The 19,692-nt window shown below is 64.7% G+C and carries 17 protein-coding genes; 15 read left to right on the plus strand and 2 right to left on the minus strand.

Annotated features, from left to right (window positions below):
• Window positions 1-37: 37 nt before the first annotated feature.
• Window positions 38-1,060 (minus strand): L-threonine 3-dehydrogenase, encoded by a 1,023-nt coding sequence (gene tdh, locus ABD024_RS07435; RefSeq protein ID WP_343854540.1) that lies wholly within the window; start codon window positions 1,058-1,060, stop codon window positions 38-40.
• A gap of 164 nt (window positions 1,061-1,224) precedes the next feature.
• Here tdh and ABD024_RS07440 point away from each other — a divergent pair, with 164 nt between their 5' ends.
• From ABD024_RS07440 to ABD024_RS07480, 9 genes are all read left to right on the plus strand, one after another.
• Entirely contained in the window at window positions 1,225-3,384 is a 2,160-nt protein-coding gene (locus ABD024_RS07440; RefSeq protein WP_343851186.1) for a S46 family peptidase, read from the plus strand.
• A gap of 115 nt (window positions 3,385-3,499) precedes the next feature.
• Entirely contained in the window at window positions 3,500-5,662 is a 2,163-nt protein-coding gene (locus ABD024_RS07445) for a S46 family peptidase (RefSeq protein WP_343851188.1), read from the plus strand.
• 79 nt (window positions 5,663-5,741) lie between these two features.
• Window positions 5,742-6,710, plus strand: a complete 969-nt coding sequence (miaA, locus tag ABD024_RS07450; RefSeq protein ID WP_343851189.1) for a tRNA (adenosine(37)-N6)-dimethylallyltransferase MiaA — start codon at window positions 5,742-5,744, stop codon at window positions 6,708-6,710.
• Window positions 6,711-6,841: 131 nt separating this feature from the next.
• Window positions 6,842-7,129: an RNA chaperone Hfq gene (hfq, locus tag ABD024_RS07455; RefSeq protein WP_343851191.1), complete on the plus strand. Its 288-nt coding sequence runs from the start codon at window positions 6,842-6,844 to the stop codon at window positions 7,127-7,129.
• A 57-nt stretch (window positions 7,130-7,186) separates the two neighbouring features.
• Entirely contained in the window at window positions 7,187-8,485 is a 1,299-nt protein-coding gene (gene hflX / locus ABD024_RS07460; RefSeq protein ID WP_343851193.1) for a ribosome rescue GTPase HflX, read from the plus strand.
• A 179-nt stretch (window positions 8,486-8,664) separates the two neighbouring features.
• Window positions 8,665-9,735 (plus strand): FtsH protease activity modulator HflK, encoded by a 1,071-nt coding sequence (gene hflK / locus ABD024_RS07465; RefSeq protein ID WP_343851195.1) that lies wholly within the window; start codon window positions 8,665-8,667, stop codon window positions 9,733-9,735.
• A complete protein-coding gene (hflC, locus tag ABD024_RS07470) occupies window positions 9,735-10,601 on the plus strand; it encodes a protease modulator HflC (RefSeq protein ID WP_343854542.1) in 867 nt (288 codons plus the stop codon). Before hflK ends, hflC begins: the two co-directional genes overlap by 1 nt.
• Window positions 10,602-10,611: 10 nt before the next feature.
• The gene (locus tag ABD024_RS07475; RefSeq protein ID WP_343851197.1) at window positions 10,612-10,794 is read left to right on the plus strand and encodes a DUF2065 domain-containing protein; all 183 of its coding nucleotides are present in this window, start codon (window positions 10,612-10,614) and stop codon (window positions 10,792-10,794) included.
• Between the two features lie 63 nt (window positions 10,795-10,857).
• Window positions 10,858-12,150: an adenylosuccinate synthase gene (locus tag ABD024_RS07480; protein WP_343851199.1), complete on the plus strand. Its 1,293-nt coding sequence runs from the start codon at window positions 10,858-10,860 to the stop codon at window positions 12,148-12,150.
• Between the two features lie 81 nt (window positions 12,151-12,231).
• Here the strand turns inward: ABD024_RS07480 and ABD024_RS07485 are convergent, their stop codons facing one another.
• Entirely contained in the window at window positions 12,232-12,744 is a 513-nt protein-coding gene (locus tag ABD024_RS07485; protein ID WP_343851201.1) for a winged helix-turn-helix transcriptional regulator, read from the minus strand.
• A gap of 146 nt (window positions 12,745-12,890) precedes the next feature.
• Between ABD024_RS07485 and ABD024_RS07490 the strand changes: the two genes are divergently transcribed.
• The 6 genes from ABD024_RS07490 (at window position 12,891) to ABD024_RS07515 (ending at window position 19,689) form a co-directional block, all read left to right on the plus strand.
• A complete protein-coding gene (locus tag ABD024_RS07490; RefSeq protein WP_343851203.1) occupies window positions 12,891-14,171 on the plus strand; it encodes a D-amino acid dehydrogenase in 1,281 nt (426 codons plus the stop codon).
• Window positions 14,171-15,244 (plus strand): alanine racemase, encoded by a 1,074-nt coding sequence (alr, locus tag ABD024_RS07495; protein ID WP_343851205.1) that lies wholly within the window; start codon window positions 14,171-14,173, stop codon window positions 15,242-15,244. Before ABD024_RS07490 ends, alr begins: the two co-directional genes overlap by 1 nt.
• Window positions 15,245-15,372: 128 nt before the next feature.
• Window positions 15,373-16,017, plus strand: coding sequence for an HD domain-containing protein (locus ABD024_RS07500; RefSeq protein WP_343851207.1), 645 nt, complete (start codon window positions 15,373-15,375; stop codon window positions 16,015-16,017).
• Window positions 16,018-16,100: 83 nt separating this feature from the next.
• Complete coding sequence (locus ABD024_RS07505; RefSeq protein WP_343851209.1) at window positions 16,101-16,988, plus strand: restriction endonuclease; 888 nt, start codon at window positions 16,101-16,103, stop codon at window positions 16,986-16,988.
• A 68-nt stretch (window positions 16,989-17,056) separates the two neighbouring features.
• Window positions 17,057-18,541: a type I restriction-modification system subunit M gene (locus ABD024_RS07510; protein ID WP_343851211.1), complete on the plus strand. Its 1,485-nt coding sequence runs from the start codon at window positions 17,057-17,059 to the stop codon at window positions 18,539-18,541.
• Entirely contained in the window at window positions 18,538-19,689 is a 1,152-nt protein-coding gene (locus ABD024_RS07515) for a restriction endonuclease subunit S (protein WP_343851213.1), read from the plus strand. The genes ABD024_RS07510 and ABD024_RS07515 overlap by 4 nt, the downstream gene beginning before the upstream one ends.
• Window positions 19,690-19,692 lie beyond the last annotated feature (3 nt).

The raw sequence follows: 19,692 nt of genomic DNA on the forward strand, positions 1-19,692 counted from the left end.
GTTCGGATCGTGCAACGACTGACCGTTGTGTCGTGGCTCAATGCCAGGAACAGACGACCTTGCCGCAGGTGCCGGCATCCATCAGGTCGAAGCCTTTCTGGAAGTCGTCGATATGGATCTGGTGGGTCAGCACTTTCTGCAGCGGGAAACCGGTCAGCACCATCTGGGTCATCTTGTACCAGGTCTCATACATGCGCCGGCCGTAGATGCCCTGCAGCGTGAGGCCCTTGAAAATCACCCGATCCCAGTCGATGCCGGCACCCTTGGGCTGGATGCCGAGCAGGGCGATCTTGCCGCCGTGGTACATGCAGTCGAGCATGTCGTTGAACGCGCGCGGGTTGCCGCTCATCTCCAGGCCCACGTCGAAGCCCTCCATGTGCAGGTCCTTCATCACGTCTTTCAGCGACTGCTTGGACACGTTGACAACGCGGGTGGCGCCCATGTCGGCGGCCAGCTTCAGGCGATAGTCGTTGACGTCGGTGACCACCACGTTGCGCGCGCCCACGTGCTTGGCGATGCCGGCGGCGATGATGCCGATCGGGCCGGCGCCGGTGATCAGCACGTCCTCGCCGATCATGTCGAATTCCAGCGCGCAGTGCGCGGCGTTGCCATACGGATCGAAGAACGCGGCCAGCTCGGACGGGATCTGGTCCGGGATCGGCCACAGGTTCGAGGCCGGCATGGTCATGTATTCGGCAAACGCGCCGTTGCGGTTCACGCCGATGCCGATCGTGTTCGGGCACAGGTGCTGGCGGCCGGCGCGGCAGTTGCGGCAATGGCCGCAGACGATGTGACCTTCGGCCGAGACGCGATCGCCGATCTTGTAGCCGGTCACGCCGGGGCCGATCTCCGCGATGCGACCGACGAACTCGTGGCCGATGGTGAGGCCCGGCTTGATCGTGCGCTGGCTCCACTCGTCCCACTTGTAGATGTGCAGGTCGGTGCCGCAGATCGCGGTCTTCTCGATCTTGATCAGCACCTCGTTCGGGCCGACCTGCGGCAGCGGCACTTCTTCCATCCAGATGCCCTGTTCGGGCTTGCGCTTGACCAGGGCTTTCATCGTCTGCGGCATGGGGAATCCATCGGTTGGCTCGCGAAGCGGGCGGGGAAACGGCAATTATAGAACGCGCTCGCCGGTGGCGGCTTTCGCGCGGACATCTTGCCGGCGGCGCCCCGGCAAACTATGGTCGCAAGTTTATGCGATGGCTCACGAGGGCGGATTCGATGCGATTGAAAAGGATGCTGTGGTCCACTGCGGTGGCGATGTCACTCAGCCCGCTGGCACAGGCGGACGAGGGCATGTGGATGCCGTCGCAACTGCCGTCGATCGGCCAGCAGTTGAAGGTCGCCGGCTACCAAGGCGACCCTGCGGCGCTGGCCGAACTGACCCGTCCGCCGCTCAGCGCGGTGGTCAAGGTCGGTGGCGCTACCGGCGCCTTCGTCAGCGACCAGGGCCTGGTGTTGACCAACCACCACGTCGCGTTCGGGGTGATCCAGTACAACAGCAACGCGCAGCGCAACCTGATCGAGCAGGGTTATGTGGCGGGCAATCGCAGCGAGGAACTGCCGGCCAATCCGGACTTCCGCCTGCGCGTCACGGTCGGCTTCGACCAGGTCACCGACCAGGTATTGGCCCACGCCCGCGGCAAGACCGGTCGGGCTTATTACGACGCGGTGGATGCGGCGAGCAAGACGCTGGTCGCCGCCTGCGAACGCGAGGACGGCATGCGCTGCAGTGTCGCCAACATGTTCTACGGTCGCGACTTCTACCTGGTGAAGCAGCTGGAGCTGCGCGACGTACGGCTGGTCTACGCGCCGCCGCGCGCGATCGGCAACTACGGCGACGAGGTGGACAATTTCATGTGGCCGCGCCACAGCGGCGACTTCACCGTGCTGCGTGCCTACGTCGGGCCGGACGGCAAGCCGGCGGATTACTCGAAGGACAACAAGCCCTACACGCCGCCCGCGCATCTGCAGATCGCCCGCGAAGGCGTCAACGCCGGCGATTACGTGATGCTCGCCGGCTATCCCGGTACCACTTATCGCCATCGCAGTGCTGCCGAGTTCGCCGACCAGGTGCAGTGGCGCCTGCCGGCGGCGGTGGCGGCGATGAAGCAGCTGCAGGACGCGATCGAGGATGCCGGTGCGGCGGACGAGCAGGCGAAAATCCGCTACGCCTCGCAGCTGCAGTCGCTGAAGAATGGCATCAAGCGTTTCAGCGGCGAGCTGGAAGGCCTCCAGCGCAGCGACGCGGTCAGCGTGCGGCAAAAGGATGAAGCGGCGATGCTGGCCTGGCTGGACAAGCAGGGTACGGCGAAGTCGCTGCGTCCGCAGATCGACGCGGCGATGAACCTGATCGCCGACGGCAAGGCCACCCGCGAGCGCGACCTGTTGTTCGGCCTGATCCAGTCGCAGACCCAGCTGATGCGCTCGGCGCTGCGCCTGCAGCGGCTCGCGTACGAGCGCGCCAAGCCCGATGCCGAGCGCGAGGACGGCTACCAGCAGCGCGACGAGGAGCTGATCGCCAGCCAACTGCGGCAAGTGCAGCGCCGCTACGATCCGGCCGTCGAGAAGCGCCTGCTGAGCGCGCTGCTGACCCGTTACCAGCAATTGCCCGCCGCGCAGCACGTGGCGGAGTTCGATGCCGCGTTCGGCCGTACCGCGGCCGAGCTGACAGCTATCCTGGATCGCGTTTACGCCACCACCAGACTCGGCGACGAGGCGCAGCGCCTGCGTTGGATGGACACTGACGCAACGGAGCTGGCCACGGCCGACGACAGCCTGCTGCAACTGGCGGCGAAGCTGCAGCCTGCGCTGCTGCGCATCGACGACGAACGCAAGGCACGCGACGGCGACCTGCTGCGTCTGCGCCCGGCCTACATGCAGGCACTGATCGCCTATCGCGAGCAGCAGGGCCGCGCGGTCTATCCGGATGCGAACTCCACCTTGCGCGTGAGCTACGGCAAGGTCACCCCGCTGAAGGCGCGAGACGCGGTGGGCTACGAGCCGCTGACCAGCACCGCCGGCATCGTCGAGAAGAACACCGGCGTGGTGCCGTTCGATGCGCCGAAGCCGCTGCTCGACGCGATCGCCGAGGGCGACTACGCCGGTTACCTGGATCCGAAGTCCGGCACCATGCCGGTGAATTTCCTCAGCAACCTCGACACCACCGGCGGCAATTCCGGCTCGCCGGTGCTGAATGCGAAGGGCGAACTGGTCGGGCTGAATTTCGACAGCAACTGGGAGGCGGTCAGCGCCAGCTGGATGTTCGATCCGCGTTACAAGCGGGCAATCCACGTCGACATGCGCTACATGCGCTGGCTGATGGACAAGGTTTATCCGGCGCCGTGGCTGCTGCAGGAGCTGGGCGTGCCGGTGCGCTGAGTGTCGCATGCATGACTTGCGGCATATGCCGCAGTCGCCCGGCTCGGGCATAAGTCGAAAGTTATTGCGTCACTTTTGCCGGCCTCCCGGGGCCGGCTTTCATCAGGAGATTCCCGTGCGCCGTCTATTGCTCGCTGCCGCTGTATCCATCGGCCTCATTTCGTCCGCCCATGCCGTCGAAGGCATGTGGCAGCCCGCCCAGCTGCCGGGCATCGCCGCCACGCTGCAGCAGCACGGCCTGAAGCTCGATCCGAAGACGCTGACCGATCTCACCGCTTATCCGATGGGCGCGATCGTGAGCCTCGGCGGCTGCACCGCCTCGTTCGTCTCCCCCGAAGGCCTGGTGGTGAGCAACCACCACTGCGTCTACGGCGCGCTGCAGCTGAACTCCACGCCGGAGAACAGCCTGATCGAGAAGGGCTTTCTGGCAAAGACCCAGGCGGACGAGCTCTCCGCCGGCCCGTCCTCGCGCATCTTCGTCACCGAGGAAATCCGTGACGTCACCAAGGCGATCACCGCCAAGCTCAACGACACGATGAGTGGTGCCGAGCGCTACAAGGCGATCGAGCAGGCGATCAAGGAGCAGGTCAAGGCGTGCGAGAGCGACGGTTACCGCTGCGACGTCTACACCTTCCACGGCGGTTACAGCTACCAGCTGATCAAGCAGTTGGAGATCAAGGACGTGCGCCTGGTCTACGCGCCGCCGGAATCGATCGGCAAATTCGGCGGCGACGTCGACAACTGGATGTGGCCGCGCCACACCGGCGACTTCGGCTACCTGCGCGCCTACGTATCGAAGGACGGCGAGTCGGCTGCTTTCTCGAAGGACAACGTGCCGTACCGGCCGAAGCACGTGCTCAAGGTGAATCCGCACGGCGTGGAAGCGGGCGACTACGTGATGGTGGTCGGCTATCCGGGCCGTACCAACCGCTATCGCCTCGCCGATGAGGTGAAGAGCTCGATCGACTGGGTCTACCCGACCCAGATCAAGGTGTACGAGGACACGCTTAACATCATCAACACCGCTGGCAAGGCCGATCCCAAGGTGGCGGTGAAGTACGCCAGCATGGTCGCGGGCCTGAACAACTACCTGAAGAACTTCGGTGGCCAGCTCGAAGGCCTGCATCGTGCCGACGCAGTCGCGGTGAAGCGCGCGCAGGAGGCACAGTTGGAGGCCTGGCTGAAGCAGCAGGGCGGCGCCGAGAACACCGCGCTGGCGGCCGACATCGGCAAGCTGCGCCAGCAGATCGCCGCCGACCAGGCCAATCGCGAACGTGACCTGGCCATCAGCCTGGTGAACCGCGCCTCGCTGTTCAGCACCGCGGTGCGCCTGACCCATCTGGCGAAGGAGCGGCCGAAGGCCGATCTCGCGCGCGATGCCGGTTACCAGGAACGCGACTGGGTGCGCATCGAGGGCGGCCTGAAGCAGATGGATCGTCGCTTCGATCCGGGCGTCGACCAGCAGTTCATGGTCTATGGCCTCGAGCGCTACGTGGCCTTGCCGCAGGCGCAGCGCCTGCCTGCGCTGGACGCCTGGCTCGGTGATGCGAAGACCGCGGCTGCGATCAAGGCCAAGGTCGCCGCGCTGTACGCCGGCAGCAAACTGGACAACGTCGACGAGCGCATGAAGTGGTTCAGCGCCGACAGCAAGGCCATCGACGCCAGCAACGACAGCATGCTCAAGCTCGCCCGCGCGGTGCAGCCGCAGCTGAAGACGCTGGAAGACCAGGCCGACGCGCGTGATGGCGAGCTGAGCAAGCTGCGCCCGCGCTACATGCAGGCGATGATCGCGTGGAAGGATTCGCAGAAGCTGCCGGTCTACCCGGACGCGAACAGCTCGCTTCGCGTCACCTTCGGCAACGTGCAGGGCGTGGCGCCGCGCGACGGCGTCAGCTACGCGCCGTTCACCACCGCACAGGGCATCGTCGAGAAGGACACCGGCGTCGAGCCTTTCAACTCGCCCAAGGCCGAGCTGGCCGCGATCAAGGTCAAGGCGTTCGATGGTTATGCCTCGCCGAAGCTGGGCACGCTGCCGGTCAACTTCCTCGCCGACCTGGACATCACCGGCGGCAACTCCGGCTCGCCGGCGATGGACGCGAACGGCCAGCTGGTCGGCCTGGCGTTCGACGGCAACTGGGAGTCGGTCAGTGGCGACTGGCTGTTCAATCCGCAGCTCAACCGCTCGATCCAGGTCGACGTCCGCTACATGCTGTGGGTGATGCACCACCTCGATCATGCCGACAACCTGCTGAAGGAAATGGGCGTGCCGGCGAAGTAAGCCGCTCGTTCGCGCAAGTCCCGGGGCCCGCGTCGTCGACGCGGGCCTCTTGCGTTGCGGCAACCTCTAAACTAACGCCATGCCGATCGACCGCCGTCCCCTCGCCATCTTCCTGATGGGCCCCACCGCCTCCGGCAAGACCGCGCTGGCGTGCGGGCTGAGCGAGCAGTTTCCGCTGGATCTGGTCAGCGTCGATTCGGCGCTGGTCTACCGCGGCATGGACATCGGCACGGCGAAGCCCGATCCGGCGATGCTGGCGCGCTGCCCGCATGCGCTGGTCGACATCCGCGATCCCGGCCAGCCGTATTCGGCGGCGGATTTCTGCGCCGATGCATTGCCGGTGATGCAGCGGATCAGCGCGCGAGGCAGGGTGCCGCTGCTGGTCGGCGGTACCGGGTTGTACTTCCGCGCGTTGCAGCAGGGACTGTCCGATCTGCCGGAAGCCGCCCCGGCGACCCGCGCGCGACTGGCCGCCGAAGCGCAGCAACTCGGCTGGCCGGCCATGCATGCGCGACTGGCGACCCTCGATCCGGCCGCCGCCAGCCGGATCGGCTGCAACGACGTGCAGCGCCTGCAGCGCGCACTGGAAGTGATCGAACTGACTGGTCGGCCGTTGTCCGAGTTGCAGCGCGGCGCGACGGCGGCGCGCTTTCCGTGGCGCGTGCTCAAGCTGGCCCTGATGCCGATCGACCGGCGCGTGCTGCATGAGCGCATCGCTCGACGTTTCGACGCGATGCTGGCGGAGGGTTTTCTGGAGGAAGTGCGCGCGCTGCGAATGCGCGGCGACCTGCACGCCGATCTGCCGGCGATCCGCGCGGTCGGCTATCGGCAGGCGTGGGAACACCTGGGTGGCCTGACCGACTTGGCCGAATTTCGCGACCGTGCCATCTACGCCACCCGCCAGCTGGCCAAGCGGCAGATCACCTGGCTGCGCAGCGACTACGGCGCACGCCTGTTCGACCCGGACCAGCCCGGTCTGGCCACCCGTGCCGCGGCGGCCGCACAGCTGTTTCTGGACGGACCGGGCGGGCCAGCGCCGCCAGCGTGACCCAGTGCACTTGCACGGCGCAAAAATCTTCTTTCATCAAGTATTTGAAAGCAGCTAACATCCCCGCATGTTGGACCGGGCGCCGTCGGCGTTTTTTCTCCGGTCTGTCCGTGGCAAGGGGAGAACAAGAAATGTCCAAGGGGCAGTCGTTGCAGGATCCGTTTCTGAATGCATTGCGGCGCGAACGCGTGCCGGTAGCCATTTATCTGGTCAACGGCATCAAATTGCAGGGGACGGTAGAGTCGTTCGACCAGTTTGTGGTGTTGCTGCGCAACCAGGTGAGCCAGATGGTCTACAAGCACGCCATCTCCACCGTGGTGCCGAGCCGCAACGTACGTATCGGCAATGGCCACGACGGCCATGATGGCCACGACCATCAATCCGACGCGCCAGCCACATCCGCCGACGCGGACGCTTGATAGAGGGGCGCTCCGCCCGCATGAAGTGGGTCTGCTCCCGAAGGATCACACCCACTAGTGTTCGATAGACAAAAGAAAGGCGATCGCGCCGTCCTGGTTCTGCCGCATTCCCGCGGCGACGGCGACACCGCGCGTCGTGCCGAGGAATTCGCCGAGCTGGTGAAGTCTGCCGGGGCCGAGGTGCTTGGCGTGATCAGTGCCCGCGTCGAGGATCCCAACCCGCGCTACTACATCGGCACCGGCAAGGCGAACGAGGTGGCCGAAGCGGCACGGGCGCTGGAGGCCGACCTGGTGCTGGTCGACCACGTGCTGACCCCGGTGCAGGAACGCAACCTGGAAAAACACCTGGGCATCCGCGTGGTCGACCGCGCCGGCCTGATCTTGGACATCTTCGCCCAGCGCGCCCGTTCGCACGAAGGCAAGCTGGAAGTGGAGCTGGCCCAGTTGAAGCACCTGGCCACCCGGCTGGTGCGCGGCTGGACCCACCTGGACACCCAGCGTGGCGGCGCCATCGGCAACCGCGGTCCCGGCGAGACCCAGCTGGAGACCGACCGCCGCCTGCTCGGCGAGCGGGTCAAGATGCTCACCAAGCGGCTGGAAAAGGTGCAGACCCAGCGCGGCCAGCAACGCCGCGCGCGGCTGCGCAACACGGTGCCGCGCGTGGCCCTGGTCGGCTACACCAACGCCGGCAAGTCGACCCTGTTCAATGCGCTGACCACCGGTGACGTCTACGCCGCGGACCTGCTGTTCGCCACGCTGGACCCCACCGTGCGCAAGCTGGAAGACTTGAGCTGCGGCCCGGCGGTGCTGGCCGATACCGTCGGCTTCATCCGCGAGCTGCCGCACGACCTGGTCGCCGCGTTCCGCGCCACCCTGGCCGAGGCGCGCGACGCCGACCTCCTGTTGCACGTCAGCGACGCCGCCGACGAGGAGCGTGAGCGCCTGCATCACGTAGTCGACAAGGTGCTGGAGGAAATCGACGCCGGCGACGTGCCGCAGCTGCACGTGATGAACAAGATCGACCTGGCCGGCACCGAACCGCGGATCGAACGCGACGGCACCGGCAAGCCGGTGCGGGTGTGGCTGTCCGCTGCCACTGGTGCCGGGCTGGACCTGCTGCGCCAGGCGCTGGGCGAGCTGCTCGGCGGCGAGCGGGTGCAGTCGGCGCTGCAGTTGCCGTTGTCGGCCGGGCGCCTGCATGCGCGGTTGAAGGCCGCCGGTGCGATCACCGGTGAGACGGTGGACGAGCATGGCTGGCAGCTGCGCATCGACGCGCCGCGCAGCGTGATCGCCCCGCTCGGCGGCAACCCGACCGAGACTCAATTGCTCCGTCAACTGCTGGCTGTGGCGGAATGACGCCAGCACGCGACGCGCGGCGCCAGCCGCGCTCTGCTAGAATCCCCGGTGTTTGCGCGGCCCCTGAAGGCGGCTGGCGCGGCACCCGACAGCTTTGGCTGAATCTCATGTGTAACCCGGTGCAACGCGTGTTCCGGCCGTGGTTGCCGGCCTCCCGACGGCCCCTAGGAGACTGACTCGTGGCATGGAATGAACCCGGCAACAACGGGCAACGTGATCCCTGGAACAGGAATCGCAAGGGCGGCAAGTCGCCGCTGGACGATCTGCTCAACAATGCCAGGAACCGCCTGGGCAAGATGGGGCAGGGCCCCGGCAGCATCCTCACCGGTGTGGCGGTGGTGCTGGTGGTCGGCCTGCTGTTCAGCAGCTACACCATCATCGGCGCGCGCCAGGCGGGCGTGGTACTGCGCTTCGGCGAGTATTCGCGCACCTTGCCGCCCGGCTTCCATCTGAAGCTGCCGCAGCCGATCGAGTCGGTCACCAAGGTCGAGGCCACGCGGATCCGCTCGGTCACCGACAAGGTGGCGATGCTGACCAAGGACGAGAACATCATCACGATCGACTTCACCGTGCAGTACCAGGTGGACGATTCGCGCAAGTACCTGTTCTCGCTGAACGACCCGGACGGCACTATCGGCGCCGCCGCCGAAGCCGCCGTGCGCTCGGCGATCGGCAGCAGCGACATGGACCAGATCCTGTCCGCCGCCGGCGCCAGCCTGGTCGCCCAGGCGCAGGAAACCCTGCAGAAAACCCTGGACACCTACGACTCCGGCCTGCGCGTCACCGAAGTCAGTTTCCAGAACGTGGCGCCGCCGAACGAGGTGAGGGACGCGTTCGACGACGTCAACAACGCCCGCGAAGACAAGCAGAGTATCGAAAACGCCGCCCTGGCCTACGCCAGCAAGGTGGTACCGGTGGCGCGCGGCGATGCCGCGCGCATCGCCGCCGAGGCGTCCGGCTACAAGGCCGAGCGCGTTGCCCGTGCCACCGGTGACGCCGCGCGCTTCGAATTGTTGCTGAAGGAATACAAGGTCGCGCCGGAAGTGACCCGCAAGCGGCTGTGGCTGGAAACGATGGAACAGGTGATGGCGAAGAACCCCAAGGTGATCGACGGCTCCGGCGGTCGCAACATCATCAACCTGCCGGCGCTGCAGGGCTCGCCGACCGTGGCGCAGCCTGAGGCGGGCACTGTCGGTGCGGTGGTGTCGCCGCCGACCGGCAATGCGGCCGACAAGGGGGCGCAGCCATGATGAGGATCGGTTCCATCGTCGTCGCGGCCTTGGTGCTCCTGCTCGGCCTCAACAGCATGTTCGTGGTCAGCGAAGGGCACAGCGCGCTGCTGCTGCAGTTCGGCCGCATCGTGCGCACCGACTACCAGCCGGGCCTGCACTTCAAGCTGCCGGTGATCCAGCAGGTGATGCATTTCGACAAGCGCATCCTGTCGCTGGACGCGCCGCCGGAGCGCTATTTCACCTCCGAGAAGAAGAGCGTCAACGTCGACTTCTACGTGAAGTGGCGCGTCGCCGACAACGCCGCGTACTACCGCGCCACCGGCGGCGACCAGCTGCAGGCGGCACAGCGGCTGACCCCGATCGTGAAGGACGCGCTGCGCTTCGAGTTCAACGCGCGCACCTTGCCCGACCTGATCTCCGGCGGACGCAAGGACATCACCGAACGCGTGCGTGCACAGACCGACACCTCGGCACGCAAGAACCTCGGCATCGCCGTGGTCGACGTGCGCATCAAGCGCATCGACCTGCCGAACGAGGTCAGCGAATCGGTGTACAAGCGCATGCGTGCCGAGCGCCTGCAGTTGGCCAACGAACTGCGCTTCACCGGCCAGGAATCGGCCGAGACGATCCAGGCCGACGCCGATCGCCAGGGCCAGGTGCTGCGCGCCGATGCCCAGCGTGACGCGGCCAAGATCCGCGGCGAGGGCGACGCGCAAGCGGCGGGCATCTACGCGCAGGCGTACAACCAGGATCCGGAATTCTTCACGTTCTACCGCAGCCTGGCCGCGTACCGTACCTCGTTCGAGGATGGCAAGGGCGTGCTGATCATGAAGCCCGACGACGAGTTCCTGCGCTACTTCGAACAGCCCGCGCAGAAACGCTGAGTCGACCCCGATGCATCAGCTGGCTGCCGCGTTGTGCCTGATGCTGGTGATCGAGGGTCTGCTGCTGTTCGCGGCGCCGCAAGGCTGGCAGGCGATGGTGCGCGAGGCGCTGAAACTGCCGCCGCGCACCTTGCGGCTGTTCGGCGCCGGTGCGATGGTGACCGGCCTGGTGCTGTTGCAGTTTTTTCATTGATACGTGTGGTCCCGCCAACGGGACGCCATACACCTGAGCGAGAACATCTCGGAGTAATGCAGCATGGGCAAGTCAGTAGTCATTCTGGGTGCGCAGTGGGGCGACGAGGGCAAGGGCAAGATCGTCGACCTGCTGACCGAGCGGGTCAGCGCGGTGGCGCGCTTCCAGGGCGGCCACAACGCCGGCCACACGCTGGTGATCAAGGGCAAGAAGACCGTGCTGCACCTGATTCCCTCGGGCATCCTGCGCGAAGACGCGCTGTGCCTGATCGGCAATGGCGTGGTGTTGTCGCCGGCTGCGCTGATGACCGAAATCGCCGAACTCGAAGCGAACGGTGTCGAGGTGCGTTCGCGCGTCAAGATCAGCCCGGCCACGCCGCTGATCATGCCGTACCACATCGCGGTGGATAAGGCCCGCGAGATCGCCGCCGGCGGCAAGGCGATCGGCACCACCGGCCGCGGCATCGGCCCGGCCTACGAGGACAAGGTTGCGCGCCGCTCCATCCGCGTGGCCGATCTGATGTATCCGCACGAATTGCCGGCGCTGCTGAAGACCGCCGTCGATTACCACAACTTCATCCTCACCCAGTGGCTGAAGGCCGAACCGGTCGACTACGACGCCGTGCTGAAGGACGCGCTGGCCTGGGGCGAGTACATCCGTCCGCTGGTCGACGACGTCGCCACCATCCTGCACGACGTGCGCAGGGACGGCGGCAACATCCTGTACGAAGGCGCGCAGGGCGCGCTGCTCGACATCGACCACGGCACCTATCCGTACGTCACCTCGTCCAACACCACCATCGGCGGCGCGCTCGCCGGTACCGGCGTGGGCGTGGGCGACATCGACTACGTGCTGGGCATCTGCAAGGCCTACGCCACCCGCGTCGGCAGCGGCCCGTTCCCGACCGAGCTCAACGACGACATGGGCGAGCTGCTGCGCAAGAAGGGCAACGAGTTCGGCGCCAGCACCGGCCGCCCGCGCCGCTGCGGCTGGATCGACCTGGTCGCGCTGAAGCGTGCTACCCAGATCAATGGCATCAACGGCCTGGCCATCACCAAGCTCGACGTGCTCGACGGCCTGGACACGGTCAAGGTGTGCATCGCCTACGAATACCGCGGCAAGCGCCGCGAACTGGCCCCGCTCGACGCGGACGGCTGGGACGAGTGCAAGCCGGTCTACCTGGAATTCCCCGGCTGGCAGGAATCCACCGCCGGCATCCGCGACTGGAACCAGCTGCCGCCCGCCGCCCGCGCCTACCTGCGTGCGGTCGAGGAACTCTCCGGCTGCCGTCTGGCCCTGGTCGCCACCGGTGCCGATCGCGACGACACCATCGTGCTGGACGATCCGTTCGCCTGAGCGCCCGCCACACCGTTGCGTCACGCCGACAGACCCCGCCATGCGGGGTCTGTTCGTTTCGGTCGATGGATCGGCTTCCCGCTACCCCGCGGCGTCGCCTTCGCTGCGCCCGCCGCGCTCGCCCACCGGCAGGCTGAGCGTCTCCTTGACCTCTTCCATCACGATGTAGCTTTTCGAATCGCGCACGTTCGGCAAGGTCAGCAAGGTGTTGCCGAGCAGCTTGCGATACGAGGCCATGCCGGAGATGCGCGCCTTGATCAGGTAATCGAACGCGCCGGAGACGAGATGGCATTCCAGCACGTTGGGCAGGCGCAGCGCGGCGTTGCGGAATTCCTCGAAGATGTCGCCCGACTTGTAGGCCAGGCTGATTTCCACGAACACCAGCAGGCCGGCGCCGACCATGTGTGGGTCGAGCCGCGCGTGATAGCCGGTGATCACGCCGTCGCGTTCCAGCCGGCGCACGCGCTCGGTGCACGGCGTGGTGGACAGGCCGACCCGCTCGCCCAGCTCGGTGAACGAGATCCGCCCATCGTCCTGCAACACCCGGAGGATTTTCCGGTCGATTTTGTCGAATTCCCGCCGCTTTGCCGCCATGGGCTCACCAAGGATTGCCAATCTGGCAGTGATTTTACCCGTCAACATGGCAAAAGACAGAAAACAAGATTGGTCGACCGTTCCTATACTTGTCGGGATCATTCCTGCGGCTGGCCCGCAGGCCAACCGGCGGAAGGGGGAACGCGATGCGGGTACTGATATTGGGCAGCGGCGTGATCGGAACGTGCAGCGCGTGGTACCTGGCGCGCGCCGGTTTCGAGGTGACCGTGGTCGATCGCGAAAGCGCGCCAGCCCGCGAAACCAGCTTCGCCAACGCCGGCCAGATCTCGCCCGGCTACGCCTCGCCGTGGGCCGCTCCCGGAGTGCCGCTGAAGGCGCTGAAGTGGTTGTTCATGCGCCACGCACCGCTGGCGATCCGCCCCGGCCTCGACCCGCAGCAATACCTGTGGCTGCTGCAGATGCTGCGCAACTGCACCGCCAACCGTTATGCGATCAACAAGGCGCGCATGGTGCGCCTGTCCGAATACAGCCGCGACTGCATGGATGAATTGCGCGCCGAAATCGGGCTGGATTACGAAGGCCGCCAGCTCGGCACCGTGCAACTGTTCCGCACCCAGGCGCAGCTCGACGACGCGGCCAAGGACATCGCCGTGCTCAAGCAGTACGGCGTGCCGTACGAACTACTCGACCGCGCCGGCATCGTGCGGGTGGAGCCGGCGCTGGCCGGGGTGGTTGATCAGCTCAGCGGCGCGCTGCGCCTGCCGAACGACCAGACCGGTGACTGCGAGCTGTTCACCCGCCGGCTCGCCGCGCGGGCAGAGGAAGCCGGCGTCGAGTTCCGTTTCGGCGCCACCGTGGAAAAACTCGAGCACGACGGCAGTCGCCTTACCGGCGTGCGCATCGACGGCAAGCTCGAACACGCCGACCGCTATGTGCTGGCGCTGGGCAGCTATTCCCCGCAACTGCTGGCGCCGCTGGGCATGCGCCTGCCGGTGTACCCGCTGAAGGGTTACTCGCTGACCCTGCCGATCACCGACCCGGCGATGGCACCCACCTCGACCATCCTCGACGAAACCTACAAGGTGGCGGTGACCCGTTTCGACCAGCGCATCCGCGTCGGCGGCATGGCCGAGGTGTCCGGCTTCGACCTGTCGCTGTCGCCGCGCCGTCGCGCCACCCTGGAAAAAGTGGTCGGCGACCTCTACCCGCACGGTGGCGACATGGCCCAGTCCACGTTCTGGACCGGCCTGCGCCCGGCCACTCCGGACGGCACGCCGGTGGTCGGCGCCACCCGTCTGGACAATCTCTACCTCAACACCGGCCACGGCACCCTGGGCTGGACCATGGCCTGCGGTTCCGGCCGCTACCTGGCCGACCTGATCGCGGGGCGCAAGCCGCAGATCAGCAGCGAGGGCCTGGACATCTCGCGCTACAGTTCACGCCCGACCGCGGGAGTCCATGCCTGATGCGCCCGGCACGTGCCCTGATCGACCTGGCCGCCCTGCGCCACAACTACCGCCTGGCGCGCGAGCTGGGCGGACGCAAGGCGCTGGCCGTGGTCAAGGCCGACGCCTACGGTCACGGTGCCGTGCGCTGCGCGCAGGCACTGGAAAGCGAAGCCGACGGTTTCGCGGTGGCCTGCATCGAGGAAGCCTTGGAACTGCGCGAGGCCGGCATCCGCGCCCCGATCCTGCTGCTGGAAGGGTTCTTCGAAGCCGACGAACTGGCACTGATCGACACCCACGACCTGTGGTGCGTGGTGCAGGCCGAGTGGCAGATCGAGGCGATCGAGCGCGCGCGCCCGAGCAAACCATTCACGCTCTGGCTGAAGCTCGATTCGGGCATGCACCGGCTCGGCCTGGCCGCGACGGACTACCGCGCCAGCCTGCAACGCCTGCAGGCCATGCCGCAGGTGCGCGAAGTGGTGGCGATGACCCACTTCGCGCGTGCCGACGAACTCGACTGCGTCCGCACCGACGAGCAGCGGGCGCTGTTCCACCAGGTGTGCGACGAGCTGCACTTGCCCGCCAGCCTCAGCAATTCCCCCGCGCTGCTCGGCTGGCCCACCGCGCAGGGCGAGTGGGCGCGACCGGGCCTGATGCTGTACGGCGCCACGCCGTTCGCCGGCCCGCATCCGGTCGCCGACCGCCTGCGACCGGTGATGACGGTAACCTCGAAGGTGATCGGCGTGCGCGAGCTGGCGGCGGGCGAACCGATCGGCTACGGCGCGCGTTTCGTCACCTCGCGCCCCAGCCGCATCGGCGTCGTCGCGATGGGCTACGCCGACGGCTACCCGCAATTCGCCCCCAACGGCACCCCGGTCACCATCGACGGCCAGCCCGGCGAACTGGTCGGCCGCGTGTCGATGGACATGCTCACCGTCGACCTCACCGACCACCCCGCCGCCGGCCTCGGCAGCGAGGTCGAACTGTGGGGCAGGCAGGTGTCGGTCAGCGAACTGGCGTTGCACAGTGAGAGCAGTGCCTACCAGTTGCTGTGCGGACTGAAGCGCGTGCCGCGCAGCTACATCGGCGAGTGAATGCTTCCCGCTGCCTGCAGCAGGGCAGCAGGCAAAGCTCCCGACCTCCGGGACGTCCAGCCCCGATCTCGGCCGCTGCGACCCGCCGCGGCCACCATCGCGCGATAGGATCAATCAGGGGGAACGCCATGACTGCATTCACCGACCGCTTCAGCCGCGCCGTCGACTACGCCCGCATCACCCACGCCGCGCAATGCCGCAAGGGCTCGAACATCCCGTACCTCTACCACCTGCTCGGCGTGGCCAGCCTGGTGATCGAATTCGGCGGCAACGAGGACCAGGCCATCGCCGGCCTGCTGCACGACACCATCGAGGATGGCGGCGCCGCGCATGAAACAACCATCCGCGCGCAGTTCGGCGACGCCGTCGCCTCCATCGTCAAGGACTGCACCGACGGCACCGCCGAAGGCAAGGCCAGCCACACCGACCCCGAGGCCAAACGCCGCGACTGGATCGAACGCAAGCTCGCCTACCTCGCGCATCTGAAGGCCGCACCGGATCAGACCCTGCTGGTCTCCGCCTGCGACAAGCTGCACAACGCCCGCGCCATCGTGCAGGACCTCGAAGACCCCGAAGTCGGCACCCGCGTGTTCGACCGCTTCACCGGCGGCCGCGACGGCACGCTCGGCTACTACCACTCGCTGGCGGAAATCTTTTCCGCGCGCAACGTACCCGCAGCCAAGGTGCTCGATGCGACGGTGGGGTGGATGCATGAGCTGGCGGGGCAGGAGACACGCAATGGTTTAAGGAGTGGCGCCTTGATCGCCGGGTAGCGTGGAGCTATGCGCGGACTGATCGTTTGAGCCTTTAACCTTCGCGCCGTACAGTGTGTGAATAGGCTCAACAGGGGAAGCTCGTGGCAGACATCACCAAGGCCAGGAAAGGTCAACTTATTCGCGTACTGTTCGACATCCTCATCGAGCATCCCGATGGCCTTCATGCATCGGAAGCGCTGGCCACCTTGGCCGATCGGGTCAAGCTCACCGAATACGAGGCCGGCGACTTCGATTCCGGCGGTCGACGCTTCGAACGCATTGTCCGCTTCAATACGATTCAGTCGGTCAAGGCGGGTTGGCTAGCCAAACGCAAGGGCATGTGGACAGTGACGGAAGAGGGCCTAGCCGCAGCCAAGGCCTACCCTGACTCATTGAAATTTTACGAGGAAGCGACGCGGCTCTACTGGAAGTGGCGCAAAGCCCAACCAGCTGCGATCGAAGAAGCCGTCGGTGAAGAAGCGGTGGAAAGTTCTGCCGTCATCACTCTCGAACAAGCCGAAGAGATGGCCTGGAAGGAAATCGAGGACTACCTGGCCGGAATGCCGCCTTACGATTTTCAGGAGTTGGTAGGCGAATTGCTCCGGGCTATGGACTATCACGTCGCCTGGATCGCGCCGCCCGGCAAGGATGGCGGTGTCGATGTCATCGCTTACAACGACCCTCTTGGTACCAAACCGCCACGCATAAAAGTGCAGGTCAAGCGCAACGCCAACTCACCACGCATTGACGTCACCGGTCTGCGCAGCTTCATGGCTGTCTTGGGGGAGGGCGATGTTGGACTCTTTGTGGCGCTGTCTGGTTTCACCAAAGACGCTGAGTACGAAGCGCGGCAATCTCATCGTAGGCTCACCTTGCTGGATGCCACCAAACTGGTGGAATTGTGGACCACCCACTATGCCAAGCTGGATGATGCGGCGCGTCGGCGGCTTCCGCTCAAGCCAGTCTGGTTTCTCGCTGGCGAGGACTAACTTTCATCGATCAAGTCGCTCGACATTTATTGAAAAATCTTTCCGCATCATTCAGGCAGTAGAAGAACGTGATCACAGGCACCATCAAGTCCCAAGTCGACCAAATCTGGAACGCATTCTGGAGCGGCGGCATCTCCAACCCGATGGAGGTCATCGAGCAGATGACCTACCTGCTTTTCATCAAGCGGCTGGACGAGATGCAGACGGTCAAGGAGAAGAAGGCCAATCGCACCAAGCAGCCGATCGAAAATCCGATCTTCAATACGCGCCAAAAGAAGCTGCGCTGGTCGCACTTCAAGGAGCTGGGTGATCCCGGCTTGCTGTATCACATCGTGTCGGAAGAGGTGTTTCCCTTCATCAAGAAGCTGGGTGGGCAGTACGGCGATTCCACCTACGCCACGCACATGAAGGATGCCCGCTTCACCATCCCCAATCCGGCGCTGCTGGCCAAGGTGGTGGACATGCTCGATGCGATCCCGATGGAGGATCGCGACACCAAGGGCGACCTGTACGAGTACATGCTGGGCAAGATCGCCTCGGCCGGGCAGAACGGCCAGTTCCGCACGCCGCGCCACATCATCAAGCTGATGGTCGAGATGATGGCGCCCAAGCCGTCGGACACCATCTGCGATCCGGCCTGCGGCACGGCGGGTTTCCTCGTCGCCGCCAGCGAGTACCTCAACCAGCATCACAGCGACGAAATCTACGCCGACAAGAAATCGGCCAAGCGCTTCAATGAGAAAACGTTCCACGGCTTCGACTTCGACAGCACCATGCTGCGCGTTGGCTCGATGAACATGCTGTTGCATGGCGTGGAGAATCCGGCCATCGAGAACCGCGATTCCCTGAGCGAAGGTTACGCCGGCGTCGAAGGCGAGTTCAGCCTGATCTTGGCCAATCCGCCTTTCGCCGGTAGCCTGGATTACGAAAGCACGGCCAAGGATTTGCAGGCCATCGTCAAGACCAAAAAGACCGAACTGCTGTTCGTGGCGCTGTTCCTGCGCCTGCTGAAAGCCGGTGGCCGCGCTGCCGTGATCGTTCCCGATGGCGTGCTGTTCGGTTCCAGCAAGGCGCACAAGGCGCTGCACCGCATGTTGGTGGAAGACCACAAGCTGGACGGCATCGTCTCCATGCCCTCGGGCGTGTTCCGTCCCTATGCCGGCGTGTCCACCGCGATCCTGCTATTTACCAAGACCAATTCCGGCGGCACGGATGACGTCTGGTTCTACGACATGCAGGCGGACGGCTATTCGCTGGACGACAAGCGCAACGAGCTGGATGGGACGAAGCATGACAGCAACAACCTACCGGACATTCTCAAGCGCTGGCAGCACCGTAAAGCTGAAGCGAAACGCGGGCGTACGGAGCAGAGTTTTCTGGTGCCCAAGGCCGAGATCGCGGGCAACGACTACGATCTGTCGATCAATCGCTACAAGCAGGTGGCCTATGAGGAAGTGCAGCATGAATCGCCGCAGAAGATTCTGGCCGAGCTGAAGACGCTGGAGAGCGAGATCATGCGAGGGATAAAAGAGCTGGAAGGGATGCTGCAATGAGTTGGCCGACTGTTTCTCTAGGCGAAATCTTCGAAATCGCCCGAGGTGGATCTCCGCGTCCGATAGACGATTACATAACTGACGCGTCAGATGGGGTGAACTGGATATCGATCAAAGATGCATCGAACAGTTCGAAATACATCACGAAGACCGCAAAGAAGATCCTTCCTTCCGGAGTCAGTAGATCTCGCGAGGTCAAGCCAGGCGATTTCCTGCTGACAAACTCGATGAGTTTTGGTCGCCCTTACATTCTTCGTACGTCGGGATGCATCCACGACGGATGGCTTGTACTCAGTGGCGACGACAAGATCGTAGATCAGGACTATTTCTATCACCTGCTTGGCAGCGACTCTACCTATCGAAAATTCAAGTCACTGGCCGCCGGTGCGGTCGTCAAGAATTTGAACATTGATTTGGTAAAGACGGTCAAGGTGCCTCTGCCACCGTTGGCTGAGCAACGCCGCATCGCGGCGATTCTGGACAAGGCTGACGCGCTGCGCGCCAAGCGCCGCGAAGCCATCGCCAAGCTCGACCAGCTGCTGCAGTCCGTGTTCTTGGACATGTTCGGCGACCCGGTAACGAATCCGAAGGGTTGGCCAATTGAGTCACTTAAACAATTGGGCAAGGTTCAAACGGGATCAACACCACCGTCCTCTGAAACCGGGATGTTTGACGGAGATATTCCCTTTGTCACGCCCGGCGACTTGGTAGGTGTCATAGTTAATACGAAAAGAAACGTGACTGCAAAAGGTGCCGCAAAGATTCGAGTGGCAAGTGCAGGCAGCACTTTGGTGTGCTGTATCGGCACGATTGGTAAAATGGGTCTCGCAACGAAAGAAAGTTCGTTTAATCAGCAGATTAACGCCGTAACTTGGGGGGCGAATATTCAAGCTGAATATGGATTCCATACGATGACTTTTTTTGCCAAAGAAATCGCAAACCGTGGTACATCTACGACTCTGCCCATCCTTAAGAAAAGTGAGTTTGAAAAGATCGCCATCCCCGTAGCTTCCAAGCTGCTGCAGACCACGTTCAAGAAATTTGTTGAGAAGCACTCTTCTGAAAAAATGAAGATGGCGCTTTCGGTAACCAAGACCGAAGCTATATTCGCATCGCTTCAGCGCCAGGCATTTGCAGGGACGCTCTAACCC

This window comes from Rhodanobacter soli (assembly GCF_039523495.1).
GTDB classification, from domain to species: domain Bacteria; phylum Pseudomonadota; class Gammaproteobacteria; order Xanthomonadales; family Rhodanobacteraceae; genus Rhodanobacter; species Rhodanobacter soli.